This window comes from Pseudomonas mosselii (genome assembly GCF_019823065.1).
GTDB lineage: Bacteria > Pseudomonadota > Gammaproteobacteria > Pseudomonadales > Pseudomonadaceae > Aquipseudomonas > Aquipseudomonas mosselii.
The window spans coordinates 402,324-424,272 of the sequence record NZ_CP081966.1 but is presented as its reverse complement, the minus strand read 5'-3'; the positions used below and the strand labels follow the sequence as shown (position 1 = coordinate 424,272).

Annotated in this window: 19 protein-coding genes and 1 pseudogene; 7 read left to right on the top strand and 13 right to left on the bottom strand. The window is 61.2% G+C overall.

Annotation, left to right across the window (positions count from 1 at the left end; all coding sequences use genetic code 11):
- Positions 1–3 precede the first annotated feature (3 nt).
- The 8 genes from K5H97_RS01980 to K5H97_RS01945 all read right to left on the bottom strand — a co-directional run bounded on the left by K5H97_RS01980 (position 4) and on the right by K5H97_RS01945 (position 9,977).
- A complete protein-coding gene (locus K5H97_RS01980; protein WP_081791507.1) occupies positions 4–765 on the bottom strand; it encodes an RHS repeat-associated core domain-containing protein in 762 nt (253 codons plus the stop codon).
- Between the two features lie 81 nt (positions 766–846).
- Positions 847–1,689, bottom strand: a complete 843-nt coding sequence (locus K5H97_RS01975) for an RHS repeat-associated core domain-containing protein (RefSeq protein WP_081791508.1) — start codon at positions 1,687–1,689, stop codon at positions 847–849.
- A gap of 451 nt (positions 1,690–2,140) precedes the next feature.
- Positions 2,141–2,911, bottom strand: coding sequence for an electron transfer flavoprotein subunit beta (gene etfB / locus K5H97_RS01970; RefSeq protein WP_028688444.1), 771 nt, complete (start codon positions 2,909–2,911; stop codon positions 2,141–2,143).
- A gap of 11 nt (positions 2,912–2,922) precedes the next feature.
- The gene (etfA, locus tag K5H97_RS01965) at positions 2,923–4,155 is read right to left on the bottom strand and encodes an electron transfer flavoprotein subunit alpha (RefSeq protein WP_028688445.1); all 1,233 of its coding nucleotides are present in this window, start codon (positions 4,153–4,155) and stop codon (positions 2,923–2,925) included.
- Positions 4,155–6,107 (bottom strand): dimethylglycine demethylation protein DgcB, encoded by a 1,953-nt coding sequence (gene dgcB / locus K5H97_RS01960; RefSeq protein WP_028688446.1) that lies wholly within the window; start codon positions 6,105–6,107, stop codon positions 4,155–4,157. The genes etfA and dgcB overlap by 1 nt, the downstream gene beginning before the upstream one ends.
- 207 nt (positions 6,108–6,314) lie before the next feature.
- The gene (dgcA, locus tag K5H97_RS01955; RefSeq protein ID WP_028688447.1) at positions 6,315–8,375 is read right to left on the bottom strand and encodes a dimethylglycine demethylation protein DgcA; all 2,061 of its coding nucleotides are present in this window, start codon (positions 8,373–8,375) and stop codon (positions 6,315–6,317) included.
- Positions 8,376–8,390: 15 nt separating this feature from the next.
- Entirely contained in the window at positions 8,391–8,921 is a 531-nt protein-coding gene (locus K5H97_RS01950; protein ID WP_028688448.1) for a DUF5943 domain-containing protein, read from the bottom strand.
- Positions 8,922–8,999: 78 nt separating this feature from the next.
- The gene (locus K5H97_RS01945) at positions 9,000–9,977 is read right to left on the bottom strand and encodes a dipeptidase (RefSeq protein ID WP_011536164.1); all 978 of its coding nucleotides are present in this window, start codon (positions 9,975–9,977) and stop codon (positions 9,000–9,002) included.
- Between the two features lie 275 nt (positions 9,978–10,252).
- Between K5H97_RS01945 and K5H97_RS01940 the strand changes: the two genes are divergently transcribed.
- Entirely contained in the window at positions 10,253–10,654 is a 402-nt protein-coding gene (locus tag K5H97_RS01940; protein ID WP_028688449.1) for a lysozyme inhibitor LprI family protein, read from the top strand.
- 24 nt (positions 10,655–10,678) lie between these two features.
- Here the strand turns inward: K5H97_RS01940 and K5H97_RS01935 are convergent, their stop codons facing one another.
- Positions 10,679–11,623, bottom strand: a complete 945-nt coding sequence (locus K5H97_RS01935) for a GlxA family transcriptional regulator (RefSeq protein ID WP_028688450.1) — start codon at positions 11,621–11,623, stop codon at positions 10,679–10,681.
- Between the two features lie 144 nt (positions 11,624–11,767).
- Between K5H97_RS01935 and choX the strand changes: the two genes are divergently transcribed.
- The 4 genes from choX (at position 11,768) to K5H97_RS01915 (ending at position 15,258) form a co-directional block, all read left to right on the top strand.
- A complete protein-coding gene (choX, locus tag K5H97_RS01930) occupies positions 11,768–12,712 on the top strand; it encodes a choline ABC transporter substrate-binding protein (RefSeq protein WP_028688451.1) in 945 nt (314 codons plus the stop codon).
- A 197-nt stretch (positions 12,713–12,909) separates the two neighbouring features.
- Positions 12,910–13,794 carry a BKACE family enzyme gene (locus K5H97_RS01925; protein WP_028688452.1) on the top strand — a complete coding sequence of 295 codons (885 nt, stop codon included), beginning with the start codon at positions 12,910–12,912 and terminating at the stop codon, positions 13,792–13,794.
- A gap of 20 nt (positions 13,795–13,814) precedes the next feature.
- Complete coding sequence (locus tag K5H97_RS01920) at positions 13,815–14,780, top strand: L-carnitine dehydrogenase (RefSeq protein ID WP_028688453.1); 966 nt, start codon at positions 13,815–13,817, stop codon at positions 14,778–14,780.
- A gap of 10 nt (positions 14,781–14,790) precedes the next feature.
- Entirely contained in the window at positions 14,791–15,258 is a 468-nt protein-coding gene (locus K5H97_RS01915) for a thioesterase family protein (protein WP_028688454.1), read from the top strand.
- Positions 15,259–15,347: 89 nt separating this feature from the next.
- Here the strand turns inward: K5H97_RS01915 and K5H97_RS01910 are convergent, their stop codons facing one another.
- Positions 15,348–16,661, bottom strand: a complete 1,314-nt coding sequence (locus K5H97_RS01910; RefSeq protein WP_155952649.1) for a hypothetical protein — start codon at positions 16,659–16,661, stop codon at positions 15,348–15,350.
- Positions 16,662–16,750: 89 nt separating this feature from the next.
- Entirely contained in the window at positions 16,751–17,287 is a 537-nt protein-coding gene (locus K5H97_RS01905) for a hypothetical protein (protein WP_143496109.1), read from the bottom strand.
- Between the two features lie 675 nt (positions 17,288–17,962).
- On the opposite strand from K5H97_RS01905, the pseudogene K5H97_RS30135 reads away from it, so the two are divergent.
- Together K5H97_RS30135 and K5H97_RS01900 are read left to right on the top strand one after the other, a co-directional pair.
- A pseudogene (locus K5H97_RS30135) lies at positions 17,963–18,133 on the top strand (IS3 family transposase); the annotation flags it as partial.
- A gap of 203 nt (positions 18,134–18,336) precedes the next feature.
- A complete protein-coding gene (locus tag K5H97_RS01900) occupies positions 18,337–18,594 on the top strand; it encodes a hypothetical protein (protein ID WP_028688456.1) in 258 nt (85 codons plus the stop codon).
- Positions 18,595–18,655: 61 nt separating this feature from the next.
- On the opposite strand, the gene gbdR is transcribed toward K5H97_RS01900, so the two are convergent.
- Together gbdR and K5H97_RS01890 are read right to left on the bottom strand one after the other, a co-directional pair.
- Entirely contained in the window at positions 18,656–19,762 is a 1,107-nt protein-coding gene (gene gbdR, locus K5H97_RS01895; RefSeq protein ID WP_028688457.1) for a choline metabolism transcriptional regulator GbdR, read from the bottom strand.
- Positions 19,763–20,151: 389 nt separating this feature from the next.
- Positions 20,152–21,528 (bottom strand): L-serine ammonia-lyase, encoded by a 1,377-nt coding sequence (locus tag K5H97_RS01890; protein WP_028688458.1) that lies wholly within the window; start codon positions 21,526–21,528, stop codon positions 20,152–20,154.
- Between the last annotated feature and the right edge of the window lie 421 nt (positions 21,529–21,949).

Sequence of the window (21,949 nt, the reverse complement as noted above, 5' to 3'; positions counted from 1 at the left end):
GTGTCACCTGCCTGGGTAGACAAAATAATGCTCTTTTACTTGGCGAGGCGCTTCTGGATCATGGTGAACTGAAGAGCTAGAGGATTGACGAACCTGCACAGAAATTAGTGCGAGTGTGGGCGAAGTAGGCTGACTAGCTTGTGACTCTGACTCCGATGACGTCGCTGATGTTGACTGCGAAAGCTTGGCGCTTTCATTATTAACTGTTACAAGAGACTTCTCGACCTCATGCCTTTTCAGTTGTAATTGCACCATCGACTCCCGAAGGCTTTTCTCTGCGGAACTTGGCGCTCCACGCGACGGGCTACTCCTCAACAACCTTCCGCTTTTTTCAAGCTGTTCATCCAAGATACTTATTTCTTTTGTCAATTCTTTAGCCAGGCTTGCCAATGAAGCCAGTTGGAATTCAGATAGTGATATTTTTCGAGCAGGTTTCCGCACCCTCCCAGAGTCATCTCGATAATTGACTGGATCACCCTGACAGTACGCATAAGCATTTACTCCACCTCGCCCAAATGGACTCACCTGGTCGGCAGAATAAAAACGCATCAGCATGGGGCTGTATACACGATAACCATTTCCAAGCAGATACCCCCCCAAACAGCCGTCTCGCACTACTCCATCAAAACCCGTCAAGGTACCAGCGACTATTACCGGAGACGCGCCATATACCGTATAAGCAATGAACCGAGATCCGTCTCTAAGCATGGCGGCCAGGGCACTGTACTGAAGATCCGTCTGCAACAATGATGATGAAACGCTCATAGTCGGTACCTCGACAGGTCGAAACAGCACGAATAACCCGTAGTTGCGCCGAAGCCGAATACTATCTAGCCAGGTGACTAATCAGCTTCGTATTAGCGATCCAGCAGAACTAGTAAGAGGAGGCACGCTACCCGAACTCGACGAGCCTGGACTTGTGCCTAGGAGGTTTACCACGCTTTCCTGCGGCTTGAATGTGCTAAGCACTTTTTTATTTTCTTTGGTCAACTCCTCCATTTCGATTTCTCTTGCATGTCGAGTCCGGAAACTTTCGCGGGTATAACTGGCCACCTTTCCACCGACTTCCCGAACTTTTTCAAGGCTTAACGTACCGCCTTTCAGCAGATCACTCATAAATAAATATGCAGTCGTTCCAACTCCATTTATCGCCGTTGTCCAGTTAGCATAATCATCACCCAACGGATCGCCGTGATACTGCAACAGAGCACCATACATACCTACACCGCCAACTGCTGCTGTGGCGAGCGTGACAACGGTATCTTTAGCCGATGGCAGTGTTCTATTGTAGAGACTACTGACTACCATTTTACCTGCCGTATAGAGTGCCGGCGCGTTCCCCATCACTGTCGCCTTGTATCCAGGGAAATTGCCACTTGGGTCGGTCATGTTGACAGGGTCACCTTTGCAGTACGCATAGGGGTTCAGGCCTCCGGCAGCAAATGGGCTTAGTGCATCGGGTGAATGGAAGCGCATCAGCTGAGGGTTGTAGGACCTGCGGCCATTGCCCAGCAGATAGCTGCCTGAGATTGGCTCACGAAACTGGCCTGAGAAGCCTGTGCATGCGAAACCCGTTCGCGAAGAACGGTCACCGTAGGGGGTATAGGAGACAGGCGCACTCCCTGACGTCCCCCGTACAAGGCTAGGACTAAGTAGATGGTCTGTGACCAACAGCTTTGCCGTGAACATAGATAAGCCCCTGTCTGACCTGGCAGCAACACTACCACCGCCTGTCAGGGAGCGTTAACTAGCAAAATTACCAGGGTCATGCAGCCCGCCTGGTAAAGTGGGTCCTCTTTTCAACAACTCACAGGCACAGCTTCGCCTGTCTGCTTCCGACCATTGATGAACAAAAAATAGTCACTCCTCCGCAGTCCAATGAGTCCGGTGCTTGCAGCCTTGCACAAACAACTTGTCCACAGAGACATGAACAAGCTTTGTTGACAACCCCCTCCAATCAAGGTCTGTGCATATGTCTGTGCATATCTCATATCAATCCCAGTTCGCTATAGCTTCCATGATGAATGGAGATGCCAGTGCTCAGAAATTGAACAAACCTGCAGACACATTGATTGACAAGGGCTTCAGCGGTATTCGAACAGTTTATCCACAGCGTGACCAACAGTGAATGTGGGCAAAATCAGCGTAGTACCCCCTCCTCTACCAGCAGCTTGAGAATAGCCTCGGCGCCTTCCTGTGGAGATACATCCTTGAGCACCTTGCCCCCCCCGCCACTGGCCTTGGCCGTCGCGGCCTTCATGCGGTCGGCGCCGCTCTTGGCCTTGATCACCTTGAGCCGCTTGGGCCGTGGCCTGGCAGGTTGCAGGGCATCCTCGGCCAGCAACGAATCCTCAATCACTGCCACATTGCGCGCCGCCAGTACACCACGCCGGGCCGGGCCGAACGCCGATTGTCGAGGCTTGGGCGCAGCGTTATCCACAGTTGCCAGCAATGGCAGGCGCACCTTCAGGCGACGCCGCTGACCCCTTGGCAGAGCCTGCAGCACCTGGGCGGTACCGTTGTCGATGGACTCGACCTCGGCCAACCCCACCACCAGCGGCCAGCCCAGCTTCTCGGCCAGCAGGAACGGCAGCATGCCCGAGCCTTCGCCGGTTTCGGCCTGGCTGCCGGTCAGCACCAGCTGGGCACCCGCGTCGCGCAGATAATCGCCGAGCACGCCCAATACATCGGCGCCGGCGGGTTGTTCCAGCACATCCAGATGATCCAGCCCCATGCCCAGGTAGGCACGCAGTGCCTCTTCGCGAGGATCGCCGGCGTGCACCACCTGCAAGTTATCCCCAGCCAGTTGCAAGCCCAGTTCCACGGCACGGGCATCCTGCTCGGCGCGGCGGGCGCGGCCGGAGCTGGGGTGGGCGCCGATCGAGACCAGGCTGATGACTTTCGTACTCATGCTCGCTGCCCCTATGCCGCGTCGCGCTGGCCGCCGCTGCGGAAGTTGTCCACAGCCTCGATCAGTGCCTTGAGAATTGCCGAGCTGTCACCAATCACCGACAGGTCAGCTCGCTTGATCATGTCGCAGCCCGGGTCCATGTTGATCGCCACCACCTTGTCGCAGGCACCGATACCCTGCAGGTGCTGGATGGCACCGGAGATACCCACAGCCACATAGACCCGCGCCGTGACCCAGGTGCCGGTGGCGCCGACCTGGCGGTTGCGCGGCATGAAGCCGTCGTCCACCGCCACCCGCGATGCGCCCTCGGTGGCGCCGAGGGCCGCCGTGGCCCGGTGGTACAGGTCCCAATCCTTGACGCCGTTGCCGCCGGAGACGATGAACTCGGCCTCGGCCATGGCGATGGCCGCCGGGTCCACGGCCACCGAACCCAGGTCTTCGATACGCGACAGGCTGCGTGCCACGCCTGTGGACAACTCCACCGGCAACGCTTCATGACGGGTTTCGCTGACCGGCTCGGCACATTCGGCGGCGGCCAGGATCAGGCGTGGCACACTCCGCTGGATATCCTGCTGGCCGGCACCGGCACGACCGATGCACTGGCCGTCCTTGACCTGCCACACCCGCGTCGCAGGGCGTTCGCCCAGCGCCGCGGCCAGGCGACGTCCCAGTTCGCCGCCACCGGTACGGCTGTCAGGCAGCAGCCAGTGACGCGGCGCGAACTGGTTATCCACAGCCCGCAGGCCCTGGACCAGCTGCTCCGGTGCATAACCTGCGAAGGCCTCGCCCTCGATGACCAGCAAGCGATCGACGCCGGCTGTGGAAAAGTTGTTTTCCTTGTGCTCGCCAAAGACGATGGCCAGCACCGCGCCGTCGCCGCCGGCAAGGCTGTGGGCAAGGCCCAAAAGGTCGCGGTCATGGCTGCCCAGGCGACCACCGACCATGTCCGGGACCACGGCAATGTAGAAGGCCGGTTGCGCCACGCTGTGCAGCGGCAACTGCACTTCGGCGGCCGCGCTGCGTCGCCCGCCGACACCGGTGCCCTGCTGGGCGCCGCTGCGGTCGATGCGCTTGAGGCCGCTGGGGCCGATGAAGCCGGCGGCGATCGCGTGCGGGTTCTTGCGGATGATCCCGTGCGGGCCCATCCAGCTCGTCTGTTGCGTCTGCATCGCCGCGTGCAGCGGATGCAGGCGGTTACGGGCGATCCACTCGGCGCGTGGGTCGCGGCGGATGATGTCGCTCATCAGTGCACCTCCGCAGGTTCACGTTTGGCAGCCTGCGACTTCGCGGTTGCAGGGGCTTCGTCTTCGATCAGCACATCGGCGACCAGCTCGGCCAGGTCCTTGATCTGCGGACGCGGCTCGACCACGCCTTCGAGCATTGCCGTGCACTGTGGACAACCCACCGCCACCAGCTCGGCCTCGGTCTCGCGGATATCGTCCATGCGCATGTCGGGAATACGCTGCTTGCCGGGGATGTCGGTGATCGGCGCACCGCCGCCACCGCCGCAGCAGCGGGAACGGAAGCCCGAGCGCTGCATCTCGCGCACTTCGATGCCCAACGCCTTGAGCACTTCGCGCGGGGCTTCGTATTCGCCGTTGTAGCGGCCCAGATAGCACGGGTCGTGATAGGTAACGCTGCCGCCCTTGTGCTGGCCGAGGTTGAGCTTGTTCGCGGCGATCAGCTCGGCAATGTAGGTGCTGTGGTGCTGCACCTGGTACTCGCCGCCAAGCGCACCGTACTCGTTCTTCAGCACATGGAAGCTGTGCGGATCGCAGGTGACGATGCGCTGGAAGCTGTATTTGCCCAGGGTCTGGATGTTGCGCTTGGCCAGTTGCTGGAAGGTCGCCTCGTCGCCCAGGCGACGGGCCACATCCCCGCTGTCGCGCTCTTCAAGGCCGAGCACGGCAAAGTCCACGCCCGAGGCCTTGAGCACTTTGACGAAGGCCCGCAGGGTGCGTTGGTTGCGCATGTCGAAGGCGCCGTCGCCGACCCAGAACAGTACTTCGGTGCGCTTCACCTCGGACAGCAGTTTCAGGTTGAGGTCGGCCGCCCAGTTCATCCGCCCGCCCGGGGCGAAACCGCCGGGGTTGTCAGTGGCGATCAGGTTGTCCAGCACCTCGGCGCCCTTGTTCGGCGTGGCGCCCTTTTCCAGGGTCAGGTGGCGGCGCATGTCGACGATGGCATCGACGTGCTCGATCATCATCGGGCATTCCTCGACGCAAGCGCGGCAGGTGGTGCACGACCACAGCGTCTCGGCATCCACCAGGCCATTGACGATCGGCTGGTGCGGATGGCCGCCATGCTCGCCGACCGGCTTGCCCGGGTAAGGGCTGCCGGCGAACTGTGCGTCGGTACCACCGGCCAGGCCGATGACCATGTCCTGAATGAGCTTCTTGGGGTTCAGCGGCTGGCCGGCGGCGAACGCTGGGCACATGGCCTCGCACTTGCCGCACTGCACGCAGGCGTCGAAACCGAGCAGTTGGTTCCAGGTGAAATCGACCGGCTTTTCCACGCCCAGCGGTGCATTCGGGTCTTCCAGATCCAGCGGCTTGAGGCCGGTGGAGCGGCCACCGCCGAAGCGTTCGGCGCGGCGGTGCCAGGCCAGGTGCAGGGCACCGGCGAAGGCGTGCTTCATCGGGCCGCCCCAGGTCATGCCGAAGAACAGCTCGGACACGCCCCACAGCACACCGACACCCAGCAAGACGACCAGCACCCAGCCGCCAGTACCTTCCGGCAGGATGCCAGCAACCGGAAGCGTGGCGATGAAGAAGCTCGCCGCGAACATCAGCAGGCTTTTCGGCAGGCGCATCCATGGGCCCCTGGACAGGCGTGAAGGCGGATCGAGCCGGCGTTTGAAGACGAAAAGCGCGCCAGTGAACATGATCACCGTGGCCACCAGCAAGGCATAGCCGAGGATCGTGCTGTGCAGGCCGAAGCCGTGCACCAGGATCGCCAGCACGGCCGACAGCACGAAGCCGCCGGCGGTGGCCACGTGGGTCTTGGACATGTACTTGTCGCGCTCGACCACATGGTGCAGGTCCACCAGGTAGCGCCGTGGCATGGCCAGCAGGCCACCAATCAGGTCAACCTTGCTCGGCCGCCCACGCCGCCACATGCGCACCCGGCGCAGGGCGCCGAGCACCGCCAGGCCGAGGGCGGCGAACAGCAGGATGGGTAAGAGGGTGTTCAACATGGGAGGCTCCCACAACAGCTAGAATCCTGCGCCGCTCTCATGGGCGGCACCGACCCCTGTAGGAGCGGCCTTGTGTCGCGAAAGGGCTGCAAAGCAGCCCCTGGGGCTCAGCAGTGATGCACAGATCCCGGGGTCGCTTCGCGACCCTTTCGCGACGCAAGGCCGCTCCTACAGGGGGCCAATCCCGCCTCTAGAGAGGCGGTGCGATCAGAAGTCCTTGCACAGCCGCAAGGCGTCATAGATCGCCGCATGCACGTTGCGCTGGGCCACGCAGTCGCCGATGCGGTACAGCAGGTAGCCCTCGCCCGGTTGGCTGAGGATCGGCTGCGGCTTGATGGCGAACAACGCCTCCACGTCTATCTGGCCCTTGTTGCGCGAGCCGTCCTTGAGCGCGTAGTACAGCTGCTCGTCAGGGCGCACGCCGTTCTCCACCACCACCTGGTCGACCACGCGCTCTTCCTTGGCGCCGGTGTACTCGTTCTCGAGCACCGCCACCAGCTTGTCACCCTCGCGGTAGACCTTCTCCAGCATCATGTCGCCGGTCATGATCACTTCTTTGGGGTACATGCTGCGGTAGTAGGTCGGGAAGGTCGTGCCGCCCATGGCCACGCCCGGCTTGATATCGTCGGTAACGATCTCGACCTGGCTGCCCTTGTCGGCGAGGAAGTCGGCCACCGACATGCCGGTGAATTCGCAGATGGTGTCGTACACCAGCACGTTCTTGCCCGGCGCGACCTTGCCGTCGAGCACGTCCCAGCTGCTGACCACCAGCCCTTCGGCGGCGCCCCAGTGCTCGTTCTGCTCAAGGAACGAATGGCCGCCCACCGCCAGCACGATGATGTCCGGGCGCAGGTCCTGGATGGTGTCCACATCCGCAGCGGTACCCAGGCGCAGGTCGACCTTCAGGCGGGCGAACTCCAGCTGGTACCAGCGGGTGATGCCGGCGATCTGGTCGCGCTGCGGCGCCTTGGCGGCGATGGTGATCTGTCCGCCGATCTGGTCTTTCTTCTCGAACACGGTGACGTCGTGGCCACGCTCGGCGGCGACGCGGGCCGCCTCCATGCCAGCTGGGCCTGCGCCGACCACCACCACCTTGCGCTTCGGCCCGGTGGACTTCTCGATGATGTGCGGCACGCCCATGTATTCACGGGAGGTCGCGGCGTTCTGGATGCACAGCACATCCAGGCCCTGGTACTGGCGGTCGATGCAGTAGTTGGCACCGACGCACTGCTTGATCTGGTCGACCTGGCCCATCTTGATCTTGGCGATCAGGTGCGGGTCGGCGATGTGCGCGCGGGTCATGCCGACCATATCGACATAGCCGCCTTCGAGGATGCGTGTGGCCTGGTTCGGGTCCTTGATGTTCTGCGCGTGCAACACCGGGACCTTGACCACTTCCTTGATGCCGGCCGCCAGGTGCAGGAACGGCTCCGGCGGGTAGCTCATGTTGGGGATGACGTTGGCCAGGGTGTTGTGGGTGTCGCAGCCCGAGCCGACCACGCCGATGAAATCGAGCATGCCGGTGGCGTCGTAGTAGGCGGCGATCTGCTTCATGTCCTCGTGGCTGAGGCCATCGGGATGGAACTCGTCGCCGCAGATACGCATGCCCACGCAGAAGTCATCGCCGACTTCCTTGCGCACGGCCTTGAGCACTTCCAGGCCGAACTTCATGCGGCCCTCGAAGGTGCCACCCCACTCGTCGGTACGCTTGTTGACCCGCGGGCTCCAGAACTGGTCGATCATGTGCTGGTGCACAGCCGACAGCTCGACGCCGTCCAGGCCGCCCTCCTTGGCGCGACGCGCGGCTTGCGCGTAGTTGCCGATCACCCGCCAGATCTCTTCCACCTCGATGGTCTTGCAGGTGGCGCGGTGCACCGGTTCGCGGATGCCCGACGGCGACATCAACGTCGGCCAGTTGAAGCCGTCCCACCGTGAGCGACGGCCCATGTGGGTAATCTGGATCATGATCTTGGCGCCATGCTTGTGCATGGCGTCGGCGAGGTTCTGGAAGTGCGGGATGATGCGGTCGGTGGACAGGTTGACCGACGACCACCACTCCTGCGGGCTGTCGATGGCCACCACCGAAGAGCCGCCGCAGATGGCAAGGCCGATGCCGCCCTTGGCCTTCTCTTCGTAGTACTTCACGTAGCGGTCGGTGGTCATGCCGCCGTCGGTGGCGTAGACCTCGGCGTGCGCGGTGCTGAGCACACGGTTGCGGACGGTCAGCTTGCCGATCTGGATCGGCTGGAACATTGCTTCGAAGGCCATGACGCTATCTCCGGCTTACAACGGCTTTGTAACGAACAGGCCATCTTCGTGGCCTTCTTCCGACCCGCCGTAGACCTGTTCGGCCACGGTGCGGATCGAGCTGCCGCGGGCAGCGAGAATCTGGTCCATGGCCCCGGCGAACCAGCCGGTGAACATGTAGTCGACCTTGCGGCCGCACTTGCCATACACGTACACGAACGCCGAGTGCTTGAGCTTGACGCTGCAGGTACCTTTGTCCAGGTCGATGTCCTGGATCTGGAACAGGCCCCAGCCACGCTGGGACAGGCGCTTCATGTAGTGCTCGAACACCGCCACGCCCTCCAGGCCATGGCACTCGGCTTCTTTCTCGCACCAGTGCCAAGCGGACTTGTAGCCGGCCTTGTAGAGGATCTCGGCGTACTTGTCGGCGCCCAGCACTTCCTCGATGCCCATGTGGTTGTTGACGAAGAAATGCCGTGGCACGTAGAGCATCGGCAGGGCGTCGCTGGTCCAGACACCGGTCTCGCTGTCGACTTCGATTGGCAATTGCGGGGCGATCTTGGCCATGGAAACTCAACTCCATAAAATTTTTTGTTTGGATGCCCCGGCGTTGCTGGCAGGGGCTTTCAGGCTTGGAGAGCGGCTTTACTCGCCCCACACATCCTTGAGGACGTTGACCCAGTTCTCGCCCATGATCTTGCGCACCACGCGTTCAGAGTGGCCGCGCTTGAGCAGGGTTTCGGTCAGGTTGGGGAACTCGCCGACGGTACGGATACCCAGCGGGTTGATGATCTTGCCGAAGTTGGTCAGGCGCCGGGCGTAGCCCTTGTCGTGGGTCAGGTACTCGAAGAAGTCCTGGCCGTGGCCCTGGGTGAAGTCGGTGCCGATGCCGATGGCGTCCTCGCCGACGATGTTCATGGTGTACTCGATGGCCTCGGCGTAGTCGTCGATGGTCGAGTCGATGCCCTTGGCCAGGAACGGCGCGAACATGGTCACGCCGACGAAGCCGCCGTGGTCGGCGATGAACTTAAGCTCTGCGTCGGACTTGTTGCGCGGGTGTTCCTTCAGGCCCGAGGGCAGGCAGTGGGAATAGCAGACTGGCTTCTTCGACTCGAGGATGACCTCTTCGGAGGTCTTGGAGCCAACGTGGGACAGGTCGCACATGATGCCGACGCGGTTCATCTCGGCGACGATCTCGCGGCCGAAGCCCGACAGGCCACCGTCACGCTCGTAGCAACCGGTGCCGACCAGGTTCTGGGTGTTGTAGCACATCTGCACGATGCCCACGCCGAGCTGCTTGAACACGTCGACATAGGCGATCTGGTCTTCGAACGCATGGGCGTTCTGGAAGCCGAAGAGGATGCCGGTCTTGCCCAGCTCCTTGGCCTTGCGGATATCGGCGGTGGTGCGCACCGGCATCACCAGGTCGCTGTTCTCGCGGATCAGTTTCTGGCTGGAGGCGATATTGTCGACGGTGGCCTTGAAGCCCTCCCACACCGAGACCGTGCAGTTGGCCGCGGTCAGCCCGCCCTTGCGCATGTCCTCGAACAGCTCGCGGTTCCACTTGGCAATGATCAGGCCGTCGATGACGATGCTGTCGGCGTGAAGTTCGGCTGGGCTCATCAGGCTGTCCCCTTTTATTGAAGTCTGCATGCGCCGAACCTTGTGCCGGCGCTTTGGGGCCAGCATATGCCTGCCGCCCGAGGCGCCCCGATGCAAAAACGACAGGGGGTTTGCCGAAAGCGTCAATGGCCGATCCGGCACGCTCTGGCACGGCGCTCGGCAATGAGAGCGAGTCTCGACAACGACGTTTGATGAACATTTCGTCAGGGAGCTATCGCCCGAACCTGCGCTGAGCGAGAATCCAGCGATTGGTCAGCCTGTTCAGGAGAAATTGGATGAAATCAATGGCATGGCTGGTTCTGCTGGCGGTCGCGGGTAGCACGCACGCCGCCGAGGAAGAAAGCACGCCTTGCGACAACGTCGAGACCGAACAGCAGGGGTATGCCTGCGCGGCCTACAACAAGCAGACCGCCGAGCGCGAACTGAAAGCGGCCTATGACGACCTGATGCAACGCATCCGCGACCAGTACGCGGATGAAAGCGACAAGGCCGCGGCGCTGAGCGGCAAGATGGAGGCAGCCGAAAAGCTGTGGGCACAGTTGCGCGACGCCGACTGCAAGGTCGAGACCTGGGCCGAGAAGCCGGGGAGCAAGGCGTACGAGGCGGCGTGGGATACCTGCGTGGCGCAGCGTAGCGACGAGCGCTCGGAATACCTGCAGTCGATCGGACAGCAGTGATTGCCTGCCCCGCGAATGCTCACTTCATGACACGACCAATCGCCGGTCTTCCCGCGGGCACCGCTCGAACCGTGTCCGATAGCAGCGGGTGAAATACGACGCCGACTCGAACCCGCACGCCACTGCCACCTCCAGCACGCTCATGTCGGTCTGGCGCAGCAACTGGCGGGCCTTGTCCAGTCGCAGCCGCAGATAGAAACCGCTGGGCGTGTCGGCCAGGTACAGGCGAAACAGCCGCTCCAACTGGCGCCGGGTCACCTGCACGCCATCAGCCAGTACCTGGGTGTTAAGCGGCAGCTCGGTGTTGCGCTCCATCTCGCCGATCACTTTCACCAGCTTCTTGTTGCGCAGCCCGTAACGCGTGGCGATCTCCATGCGCTGGTGGTCCTGACGCGGACGGATGCGCCCCAGCACGAACTGCTCGGAAACCTGCACCGCCAGCTCACTGCCGTGGGCCTGGGCGATCAGGTCGAGCATCAGGTCGATGGAGGCCGTGCCGCCGGCACAGGTGATGCGCCGGCGGTCGATCTCGAACAGCTCCTGGGTCACCTGCAGGCGTGGATAACGCTCCTTGAACGCCTCCAGTGCCTCCCAGTGCAGGGTCGCCCGGTGACCATCGAGCAGGCCGGCCTCGGCCAGCACCACTGCGCCGGTGTCGATACCCCCGAGCACTACGCCTTCATGGTCCAGACGACGTAGCGCTTGCTGCAGCGCCGATCCATAGCACGCCAAGGGCTCGAAGCCGGCCACCAGCAGCAACAGCCGCCCGTGCCCGCCCTCCCCCAGCGCGCCATCGGCATTCACCGACATGCCGTTGCTGGCCTCTACCGCGCCACCGTCCAGGCTCAGCACGCGCCAGCGGTACAACGGGCCACGGAAGCGATTGGCCACGCGCAGCGGCTCGATGGCACTGATGAAACCCATGGCGGAAAAGCCGGGTAGCAACAGGAAGTCTATGGTTTCCGGCATCGCATGCTCCGCGCAAAGGTGGTCGCCTCCGTGCAAGTGTTAGTCGCCAGGGTGCGATTTTCCACCCTGTCGCCAGCGTAGCGTGTTCTCACGGCCCGCAGAGGCCGGACCCATAACAATATGCACTGCCGATGGAGAGCCACCATGCAACGCTTTATCCGCCGCAGCCTGTTGTCCCTCGTGCTCAGCACCACCGTAGCCGCACCGCTCTTCGCCGCCGAACCCGCCGTCTGCAAGGACGTGCGCCTGGGCGTGGTCAACTGGACCGACGTGATCGCCACCAGCGCCATGGCCCAGGTGCTGCTCGATGGTCTGGGCTACCAGACCAAGCAGACCAGCGCCTCGCAGCAGATCATTTTCGCCGGTATTCGCGATAAGCGGCTGGACATGTTCCTCGGGTACTGGAACCCGATCATGACCCAGACCATCACCCCATTCATCCAGGCCAACCAGGTCAAGGTGCTCGACAAGCCAAGCCTGGAAGACGCCCGCGCCACCCTGGCCGTGCCGAAATACCTGGCCGACAAAGGCCTGAAGACGTTCGCCGACATCCACAAGTTCCAGAAGGAACTGGGCGGCAAGATCTACGGCATCGAGCCAGGCTCCGGCGCCAATACCCAGATCAAGGCGATGATCAGCAAGAACCAGTTCGACTTGGGCAAGTTCCAGCTGGTCGAGTCGAGCGAGGCCGGGATGCTCGCCGCGGTGGACCGAGCGGTACGACGCAAGGAAGCGGTGGTGTTCTTTGGCTGGGCGCCGCACCCAATGAACGTGAACATCGACATGGTCTATCTCGGCGACAGCCAGGACGCCCTGGGCCCGGACGAAGGCCGCGCCACGGTGTGGACGGTGACCGCGCCGGACTACGCCGAACGCTGTCCCAACGCCCACCGCCTGCTGGCCAACCTGAACTTCAGCGCCGAGGACGAGAGCCGGATGATGCAGCCGCTGCTCGATCACAAGGACGCGCTGGAGTCCGCCCGCCAGTGGCTCAAGGACCACCCCGAGGACAAGGCCCGTTGGCTCGAGGGTGTAACCACCTTCGATGGCAAGCCCGCCGCGGACAACCTCAAGCTCACGGCCAACTGACAGAACCTCATCGCCTACTCGCACACCGACAGGTCAACCCGATCGGTGTAGGAGCGGCCTTGTGTCGCGATAGGGCAGCAAGGCGGCCCCCGGACTTCAACGCCGCCACATAAATCCTGGGGCCGCTGCGCGGCCCTATCGCGACGCAAGGCCGCTCCTACAGAGATCCGGTCCATAGTCACAAAAAGGAATCCACCATGAACCACGACGTCATCATCACCTGCGCCCTCACCGGTGCCGGCGACACGGTCGCCAAGAGCCACCTGGTCCCGGTCACCCCGAAACAGATCGCCGAATCCGCCGTCGAGGCCGCCAAGGCCGGCGCCACCGTGGTCCACTGCCACGTTCGCGATCCGCAAACCGGCCGCTTTAGCCGCGACGTCAACCTCTATCGCGAAGTGATGGAGCGCATCCGCGAGGCTGACGTGGACATCATCGTCAACCTCACCGCCGGCATGGGCGGCGACCTGGAGATCGGCCCGGGCGAGTCACCCATGGAATTCGGCCCAGGCACCGACCTGATTGGCCCGCTGGAGCGCCTGGCCCATGTCGAGGCACTGCTGCCGGAAATCTGCACCCTCGACTGCGGCACCCTCAACTTCGGCGACGGCAACGCCATCTACGTCTCCACCCCGGCCCAGTTGCGCGCAGGCGCCAAGCGCATCACCGAGCTGGGCGTGAAGGCCGAGCTGGAGATCTTCGATACCGGTCACCTGTGGTTCGCCAAGCAAATGATCAAGGAAGGCCTGCTGGACGACCCGCTGTTCCAGCTGTGCCTGGGCATCCCATGGGGCGCGCCGGCGGATACCACCACCATGAAGGCGATGGTCGACAACCTGCCGGCCAATGTCACCTGGGCCGGCTTCGGCATCGGCCGCATGCAGATGCCCATGGCCGCCCAGGCGGTGCTGCTCGGCGGCAACGTCCGGGTCGGGCTGGAGGACAACCTGTACCTGGACCGTGGCGTGCTGGCCAGCAACGGCCAGCTGGTGGAACGGGCGATGGAAATCATCACCCGCATGGGTGCCCGCGTGCTCAGCCCGGCAGAAGGCCGGGAAAAGATGAACCTCAAACGCCGCTGATATTCCTGTAGGAGCCCGATATGCCATTCATCACCGACATCAAGACCTTCGCCGCCCTGGGTAGCGGCGTAATCGGCAGCGGTTGGGTCGCCCGCGCCCTGGCCCATGGCCTGGACGTGATTGCCTGGGACCCTGCGCCCGGCGCCGAGGCCATGTTGCGCAAACGTATCGCCAATGCCTGGCCGGCCCTGCAGAAGCAAGGTCTGGCGCCCGGCGCCTCACAGGATCGCCTGACTTTCGTCGCCACCATCGAGGCGTGCGTGCGCGACGCCGATTTCATCCAGGAGAGTGCCCCCGAACGCCTGGACCTCAAGCTCGACCTGCACGCGAAGATCAGCGCCGCCGCCAAGCCGAATGCGATCATCGCCAGCAGCACCTCGGGCCTGCTGCCCAGCGAGTTCTATGAGTCGGCCACCCACCCCGAGCGCTGCGTGGTGGGCCACCCGTTCAACCCGGTGTACCTGCTGCCACTGGTGGAAATCGTCGGCGGCCGAAACACCAGCCCCGACGCCATCGAAGCGGCAAAAGCCCTCTACACAGCGCTGGGCATGCGCCCATTGCATGTGCGCAAGGAAGTCCCCGGCTTTATCGCCGACCGCCTGCTCGAAGCGCTCTGGCGCGAGGCCTTGCACCTGGTCAACGACGGCGTCGCCAGCACTGGCGAGATCGACGACGCGATCCGCTTCGGCGCCGGTCTGCGCTGGTCGTTCATGGGCACTTTCCTTACCTATACCCTGGCTGGTGGCGACGCCGGCATGCGCCACTTCATGGCCCAGTTCGGCCCAGCGCTGAAGCTGCCCTGGACGTACCTGCCGGCACCGGAGCTGACCGACAAGCTGATCGACGATGTGGTGGAAGGCACCTCGGAACAGCTGGGCGAGCGCAGCATCGCGGCCCTGGAGCGCTATCGTGATGACACACTGCTGGCGGTACTGGAAGCGGTGAAAACCAGCAAAGCCAAGCACGGCATGGCCTTCGGCGACTGAGGATTAAACGATGCCCGCCCTGATCACCTACCGTACCCGGGTGTTGCCGGAATGGGTCGACTACAACGGCCACCTGCGCGATGCCTACTACCTGCTGATCTTCAGCTACGCCACCGATGCGCTGATGGAGCGCATCGGCCTGGATGCCGATGCACGAGGGCAGAGCGGGCATTCGCTGTTTACCCTAGAGGCGCATATCAACTACTTGCACGAGGTAAAGCTTGATACTGAGGTGTGGGTGCAGACATTCATTATCGGCTTCGACAAGAAGCGCCTGCACCTGTACCACAGCTTGCATAGAAAGGACTTTGAGGAAGCCCTCTCCGCCAGCGAGCAACTGCTACTGCACGTGGATATGGCCGGACCAAAGTCTGCGCCGTTTACGGCGAGTTCCATCGAACAACTGGAAAACCTGGTCACTGGGCAAGATAGCCAACCGCATTCACTGTACGTTGGCCGAACCATTCGCATTCCTTGAACGTAAGATCAGGCTCGAGCGAGAAGATTACCTCGACCACCAGCGTGCCTTCTCACTCAGAGCCCACCTAAATACACTCAACCTTGATTTCAGGGATAGAACTTGGACACATCATCCCTAACCTCATTAAAAAGACGAACATTATCACTATGCTCCTTAGTACCCAAACGCACTGAAGCAAAAGTAGCTTTAGGGTCAGAAAATTGACCCATATCATAATGATCACATCCATTTTTTCCGCAATCAAACTTACCCATTATCGTATGATACTTAGCACCGTTGGCAAAAAACTCATGCGCGAATCTGTATGGATGTTCACCTGGATCGGGATATCCAGGTTTCCATGTATGCTCCCCGCCCAAGAGATGTCCAAGCTGATGCGTCAGAATGTCTGATTCGTGTGCAACATGGATCAATGCAAAGGCAGTTTCCTTTCTTGCCGAGACATAAGCCTGGCCACCAAAAAATGGATAAGCAACTGCAGTGACAACCAAATCAGCCTGCTTCGACTCTCTCTGTTCAGCAATTTGTCTTGCGACAGGCGTGTTTGGCCCACGGACCTCCCTCAGTATTTTTTTTGGGTCCTGTTCAAGCTCAGCCTCCTTCAAACTCGAGGCATAATACCCAGCGTACTCAAACTCAAGGTCAACATTACTTCTCCGAAACACCTGAGAGCTCGATGCCAACATTGCCCTAATCCTGCCTTCAAAAGACGGATCAACTGCACGCGCCTCCTGCGTACTAACGAACATGACCCGAATAATACTACGCGCCCTGGGCTGTGAACCATTCACTGCTTTTTTCAGTTTTTTACCCTGCGACTCACGTATAGGATCACACTTTAAATTAGAATCCGACCCAAATTTAATGAGAGCATATCGCCCCGCACCCGCATTTTCCAAACGATAAAATTGTCCTGGCAGATATATCTCACCGCTCAGTCGCTGCCCTTGCCGCACCAGCATAATTCTGCTGACAGGATCTATATCAACCTCACCAGGAGATGTGTGGTGTTGTTTTCGATCGGAAACGATGTCTCCAAACCAATACGTAGTATTGTTACCTTCTTCATAGACATTACGTTGCTGAAACTTTACAATATCTCCATTTGGTAGCGACACCAAAAGCCGGCCAACCCCTGCCTTGACCAAGGCCGGATTGACATCAATGAAACGCGCATATTCTATGTTCCTCGATTGCCCCAGTGCTTTAAGGAAATTGACGTCTGCATCGCTAGAGGCCAGCGTCGACAGCCTCTGGAGATCCATCGCTTCCTTGATATCATAAAGTTTTTGCTCATCATCCATTGATGAAACCTGCGCATGACTTGCCACTCCACAAGCCGACAGCAGAAGCACCTGTAAAAATGCGAAAAGCCACGTAGTCCTTCGTTGAATAATCATCCTATTCTCCTTGAACATATGAGCAAGCAGTACACAACCAGGCACAATGCAAATACTTAAACAAGCCAGAAGACCAGCCGCAAGCAGCCTTATTGATCAAGCTTCCAGGAGGTAATATGGGTTATCTTACCGAACAACTCCTCATTCCATATCGTTATTTCCAGAGGCTGAAGAATATTTGGATGTTCCCACACCGATTTCTTTATATCTGCAATCATCCGCGGAAATAAATTGGGTTCAGGAAGCATCCCCTGAACGCACAGCGCAGCCTCGCCTCGCGCCGTTTCAAAACAGATAACGCGAAAGCCAAACCAGAGTAGAAATCGAATTGACCCGAGCTCAGGCATATATTCCTTCCCTTCTCTCCTACACCCCTCCTCAGAAGTATGACAACTATTCTCCGCCAGCGCTTGTAGCATCGCAGGACATAGTGGCGCATTTCCGTGATCAGGCACGATTACACTGCATAGAAATCCACTCGCTGCGAAAGACCCCGTATAAAAAGAAACCTGCAATTCGTTTGCAGACGGCGTCGCCCCCTCGGGCTTCGGGGTGGAACACCCCGAAAAAACAAAGACCAGTACAGTCCATAGCAAGACAGCATGAATTCCGCATAGTTTGTTCATGTCCTTACCTCCCTATCCTCAGATTATGCTGTCGTCGCCCACCAGTGACATGCCAACGCTCGAACAAAAAGTATCTGCCATAATACTTAACTAACTATCAGACAGCCCGCAACTGGCAAAATTATCAGGTAGTTTGCGTGCCCCCAAAAGTCCTGGAAAGCCGTGAGCTTCCGGGATCAAGAGCAACATCCACTGCAAGGCCCCCGGTGTCAGGATAGTGGCCGCCTCGCCTGATTTACCTGAAACCAGACACAGGGGCGCAAACAGAGCCGTTGTGCCGTACTATTCCTCTGAGCGCAAAGCCGAATTCCTCAAGATGTTGCTCCCTCCATTCAATCTGACGATGGCCGAGGGCGTTCCTGAAATGTCTCTGTACACCTGACGTCGGCAAGCCAGTACCAAAGGATCCGTAGTGGTGTCCGCCCCCAAACACCCGACCGAGAGTTAGTCGGTGGAGGTGAAATTCGCTGCAGTCACCGAGTGTGCCAGCCTGTCCGAGATTGAATTGGGCGAATACTGTCGTCGCAAAAGCTTGTATGCCAAGCAGATAACCGCGTGACGGCAAGGGCTTCTGAGCGCAATGGCGTCTCAACAAGCGCAACCCAAGGTTGATCGGGAACAAGCCCGGCAGGATCAGAAATGCATCAAAGAACTTGAGATTGAACTGCGCTGCAGCTTCGAACTGCCGGACAGAGGCAGCACCGAGGACGTGCTCAGCGCCCTGGACGTAATGCCGAGCCGACAACACATGCGACCCAGGCACCGAATCGTGTGTGGTCGTGGGACATCACATACTTACCGTCTTCGGTGCGTGGTCAGTACGACTACCTGTATCTGATCGAGGAGTGACGCGACAACTAGTTTGAAAAACACCGAGAGTGACCAAGCCCCCGGTGCCGTGACATCAATCTGCGGCCCTCCTTGCCCGACGATTTAGCCGTAAACGACCTGTTCGTAGTCAAAGCAGCCATCGTGACAATCCGCCCTTGCCGCCCCAGAGCATCGGACACAGAATCAATTGAAGACAACAGCGGCGAAGGACATTAGTCATGATGCATGCGGACTTGATCGACCAGGACGACCTGCTGGGCCAGCTGCGCTCGCGGGGTTTCGACATTCCGGCCGGCGCCAGCGCCGAGCAGGCCTGCGAGGTGGTGATACGCGGACTGACCGAGCCCAATGCGCGGGCGCTGAAGGGCATGGTCGAGCAGATGTACACCGGCAGCGCGACGATCCTGCCGGCCGTGCGCCAAGCCATCGACAAGCAGTTGCTGCCGGCGTTGGCGCAGTTCAACAAACGTGCCTGAAGCATTGACTGGCCCTTTGTAAGAGCGGCCTTGTGCCGCTCCTACAGGGACCGATGTTCAGCTACAGGCGCACACTGGCAAAGGTCGACTCGTTACGCGCCTGGCTCAGCGCCGCCATCGGCCCGCTGTGCGGTGACAAGGCCATGGCTTGCGGAATCGGCATCATTGCCACCTGCTGGGTGGTGTTCGAGCCCACGCGCTCGTCACGCGGCGGAATGCCGAAGTACTCGCGGTAGCACTTGGAGAAGTGCGGCGTGGACACGAACCCGCACACCGACGCCACCTCGATGATCGACATCGGCGTCTGCTTGAGCAATTGCCGGGCACGGATCAGGCGTAGCTTGAGGTAGTAGCGCGACGGCGAGCAGTGCAGGTACTTCTGGAACAGTCGCTCGAGTTGGCGCCGCGACACGGCCACGTACACCGCCAGTTCGTCCAGGTCGATCGGCTCCTCGAGGTTGGCCTCCATCAGCGCGACGATTTCCTGCAGCTTCGGCTGGTTGGTGCCGAGCATGTGCTTGAGCGGCACGCGCTGGTGGTCCTGTTCGTTGCGGATGCGTTCGTAGACGAACATCTCGGAGATCGCCGCCGACAGCTCACGGCCATGATCGCGGCTGATCAGGTGCAGCATCATGTCCAGCGGCGCGGTGCCGCCGGAGCTGGTGAAGCGGTTGCGGTCGAGGGTGAACAGGCGGGTGCTCATGTTCACCCGCGGGTAGGCTTCCTGCATCGCCGCCAGGCATTCCCAGTGCACGCTGCAGTCGAAACCGTCGAGCAGGCCGGCGCAGGCCAGCGCCCAGCTGCCGGTGCACACCGCGCCCAGGCGGCGCGACTGGCGGGCCTGGGCCTGTAGCCAGGTGACGTGCTCGCGGGTGACGGTGCGCTGGATGCCCACACCGCCGCAGACGATCACGGTGTCGATCGGGGGCGCGCTGTGCATGGCGGCATCGGGGGTGATCTGCAAGCCATCACTGGCCCAGACTTGGCCACCGTCTACGGTCAGAGTATGCCAGCGGTAGAGCTCGCGACCGGACAGCTGGTTGGCCATGCGCAGCGGCTCGACCGCCGACGCCAGGGAAATGAGGGTGAAGTTGTCCAGCAGGAGAAAGCCGATGGACTGGGGTGCTGTGCGGTTCTGGGTTGGGGTCCCGGAGGTGTACGACGTCATCGCGATTTCTCCTCACACAATGCAGGGTGTGCCTCAGGCGAGCACTGTTCTTGTAATGGCCCCGTTTCGTATGCAGGGGCTTTGCCAATCTCAACGCAAATGGCATGCCTGAAATTGAACGCTCATCCAATAAAACCCAAAAACGACGTCGGCATGCGCCTTCCAGCGGGCCGGGTGATGAACGTCAGTTCAAACGCAAACGGGCGCGCCAGCGCCCCTGCGCGTCACCGCTGAGCAATTCGGTAGCACTTGTGGGAAAGTTGCCCAGATGCGACAGACTTGAGTGTCACCGACAATGACCCTGCTGGTAACGACAGGCGACGGCCGGTAGATGACAACCAGTGCGCCAGAATGTGGCGCATCGGTCACGCGCGGGCCAGAACGGCGCATCAGCATTCGATGACGCTGACCGCCAGGCCCCCACGGGAGGTTTCCTTGTACTTGTCATGCATGTCGGCGCCGGTGTCGCGCATGGTGCGGATCACCTGGTCCAAGGAGATGAAATGATCGCCATCACCGCGTAAGGCCATCTGCACGGCATTGATCGCCTTCACCGCAGCGATGGCGTTGCGCTCGATGCAGGGCACCTGCACCAGGCCACCGACCGGGTCGCAGGTCAGGCCAAGGTTGTGTTCAAGGGCGATCTCGGCGGCGTTCTCCAACTGCGCCGGGGTGGCGCCAAGCACGTCGGCCAAGCCTGCGGCAGCCATGGCACAAGCCGAACCGACCTCGCCCTGGCAACCAACCTCGGCGCCGGAGATCGAGGCGTTCTTCTTGCACAGGATGCCCACTGCCGCCGCGCCGAGGAAGAAGTCCACCACATTGGACTCATCCACCGCATCGGAGAACCGCATGTAGTAGTGCAACACCGCCGGGATGATGCCCGCCGCACCGTTGGTGGGCGCGGTGACCATGCGCCCGCCAGCGGCGTTCTCTTCGTTGACCGCCAGGGCAAACAGGTTGACCCACTCCATGGCGCTCATGGTCGAGCCGATCACGTTAGGCTTGCCCAGCTCCTGCAGGCTGCGGTGCAGGCGGGCGGCGCGGCGGCGCACATTGAGCCCTCCCGGGAGGATGCCTTCATGCTTGAGGCCGTTGTTCACGCACTCCTGCATGGCTTGCCAGAGCTTGAGCAGGCCGGCGCGGATCTCCGCTTCGCTGCGCCAGACCTTTTCGTTCTCCAGCATCAATTGCGACACGCGCAGGTCGTTTTGCTTGCACAGGCGCAGCAGTTCGGCGGCGCTGTCGAAGTCGTAGGGCAGCACGGTCTGGTCGGCGTCCAGCACGCCGCTGGCGGCCTGGGCGGCATCGACCACGAAACCGCCGCCCACCGAGTAATAGGTGTCGCGGTGCAGCTCGCCCGCCTCACCTTCGGCGATCAGGGTCATGGCATTGGGATGGTACGGTAGGTTCTCGTCCAGCAGCAGCATGTCGCGGGCCCAGACGAACTCGATGGGCAGGTGGTTGTCGAGCTTGAGCACGTTGGTTTCGCGCAGGTCGGCGATGCGCGGGGTGATCTGGCTGGGGTCGATGGCGTCGGGCCATTCGCCCATCAGGCCCATGATCGTGGCGTTGTCGGTGCCGTGACCGACACCGGTGGCCGACAGCGAGCCATACAGCCTCACTTCGACGCGCCGCACCCGCTCCAGCTCACCGCGCTCGCGCAGCCCCTGGACGAACAGCGCGCCGGCGCGCATGGGGCCGACGGTGTGTGAGCTGGAAGGCCCGACACCGATCTTGAACAGGTCGAACACGCTGATGGCCATTGTCGCATCACCTCTTGATGGGCTTGTCTCGCAGCGCCGAACACCGCCTTGCGCAACTGCTAGGCTGAAAGCTCGAGCCGCCTCGGAATGCTCGCATCATCGGGCTTTTGCCCACCCCCTCGCCGTCTGCAACCGACGTACTTTTGTCCAGCAGCGCCGCCACTGCACCGGCCCTGCGTGCGCCGTTTTCCAGCGCCGGGACGCCGCAAAAACCGAGGCCGGGGGGTGGAAAAATCCAGTTGCGACATCGTCCGTACTGGATGCGACCCGTCCTGTACTGGATACGACGCCACCAGTAGGCGATTGCCGAACGCTGGAGGATTATCGAAAGCGACTCGTATTGCACGGCCTCGCATCCTGCCCTCTGCAGGCCTGGTCGACCGGAGCCCTGAGAACGCCCGGCGACCCACGCGAACCCGAA